At 66.3% G+C, this 1793-nt stretch carries 2 protein-coding genes; both read left to right on the plus strand.

The features are described 5' to 3' along the window. Window positions 1-253 precede the first annotated feature (253 nt). Window positions 254-778, plus strand: coding sequence for a nicotinamide-nucleotide adenylyltransferase (locus DP106_RS14955; RefSeq protein WP_015410692.1), 525 nt, complete (start codon window positions 254-256; stop codon window positions 776-778). Window positions 779-782: 4 nt separating this feature from the next. Continuing rightward, the gene (locus DP106_RS14960) at window positions 783-1580 is read left to right on the plus strand and encodes an SAM hydrolase/SAM-dependent halogenase family protein (protein WP_015410693.1); all 798 of its coding nucleotides are present in this window, start codon (window positions 783-785) and stop codon (window positions 1578-1580) included. The last annotated feature ends 213 nt before the right edge of the window (window positions 1581-1793 follow it).

Raw genomic sequence — 1793 nt, forward strand, 5'->3', positions numbered from 1 at the left:
CCGGGCGCGTCAGCCGGCTCTTCCTGTGGCGTCCGGCGCTCGTCCGCGTCGGAGGCCTCGTTTTTTTCCTTTTCGTTGCTCATAGAAACGTTTCTGCTACCTGTATCGAAGGGTTATCGACTGATATACTTTCTCCCCGAGTCAGTCGCTGCCGACGGGTGAAACCGCAGTAGGGGGACTGCACCTGCCGGATCCGTACGGCGCCCGGCAGCGACTCGTCGGGTTTATCAGAGCCGCCCACGCACCCAATGACATGACGCGTGGGTTCTACATCGGGCGGTTCCAGCCCTACCACGAAGGCCACCACGCGATGGTCGATCGGATCCGCGAGGAGATCGACGAGCTCGTCGTCGGCATCGGGAGCGCGGACCAATCCCACACCGTCCGAAACCCCTTCACCGCCGGCGAGCGCATCATGATGATCACGAAAGCGCTTGCGGAGTTCGAGATGACGACCTACGCGGTTCCGATCGAGGACCTCAACCGCAATTCGGTCTGGGTGAGCCACGTCCAGTCGATGAGCCCCAATTTCGATGTGGCGTACTCGAACAACCCCCTCGTAGTCAGGCTCTTCGAGGAGGCGGGGATCGAGGTCAGACAGTCACCGATGTTTCAACGCGAGGAGTTCGAGGGAACCGAGGTCCGGACGCGGATGGCGGCCGGCGGCGACTGGGAGTCGCTCGTCCCCCGAACGGTCGCCGAGGTGATCGGGGAAATAGAGGGCGTCGAGCGCATCCAGCGAATCACCGAAACTGACACCAACGGGACCGACGAGTGAGAACATGATTACGCTCGCTTCCGACTTCGGGACGCCGTATCCGGCGGCGATGAAGGGCGCGATACTCGGCCGCTGTGACGCCCGCCTCGTCGACGTCAGCCACGACTTCCCCAGACAGAACGTGCGTGCGGCCGCGTTTTGGCTCGCGAAGATCCTCCCCGAGTTCCCGCCTGCGGTGCATCTGGTCGTCGTCGACCCCGGTGTCGGCACCGACCGCGCCGCCCTGGTCGTGCGGGTCGGCGAGCACGCGCTCGTCGGTCCGGACAACGGCGTGTTGCTCCCGCCCGCTCGCGCGCTCGCTGAAACGGTGCCGGACGCCGCCGCTGCGTCCGGCACCCCCCGCGACCCGCCGATCGACACCTACGAACTCGACCCCGACAGGCCCCGGAGTTCGACGTTCCACGGCCGGGACGTGTTCGCCCCCGGCGCGGCCGCGGTCCACGAGATGGGGGTCGAACGGCTCGGTGAACTGGACGGTCTCGCACCGACCGACAGCGTCGTCGACCTCGAGTTCCCCGACCCGGAGCGGATCAACGAGGGGTTTCTCGGCGAAGTACTCGTCGTCGACGGGTTCGGCAACGTCGTCACCAACGTCCCCGGCGAGGTGCTCGGTAACCGCAGCGTCGCGCGGATCGACGGGGAGCCGGTTCAGATCGTCCGGTCGTACGCCCACGCAGAGGCTGGCGAGGCCGTCGTGATAGTCGGCAGCCACGGCAACGTCGAGTGCGCGGTCAACCGGGGACGTGGCGACGACCGGTTCGGCGTCGAACCCGGCGACGCACTCCGGATCGAGTTTTCCTGAATCGCGGGTATCCGGATCGGTCGGCCGTGAGGCGCGAGGGCCGTCTACACCGACGACCCGTTCGAAAAGCGTGTCACGGTAGCCGCGGGGGTCGGGACCGAAAAGCAGCGAGCTCGGCGGTCGGACGAGCGCGGTCTACCGACAGTAGGCGTTCTCGTCGTCCACGAGGTTCTTCAACCGGTTCCGGGCCGTCGGCTCGAACTGGCGTTGAGC

This window comes from Halonotius pteroides, from assembly GCF_003605635.1.
Lineage (GTDB): Archaea > Halobacteriota > Halobacteria > Halobacteriales > Haloferacaceae > Halonotius > Halonotius pteroides.

What these genes read in the sequence shown, in the direction of transcription:
- DP106_RS14960 (WP_015410693.1), top strand. Translation starts at nt 783, where the DNA reads ATGATTACGCTCGCTTCCGACTTCGGGACGCCGTATCCGGCGGCGATG.
- DP106_RS14955 (WP_015410692.1), top strand. Translation starts at nt 254, where the DNA reads ATGACGCGTGGGTTCTACATCGGGCGGTTCCAGCCCTACCACGAAGGC.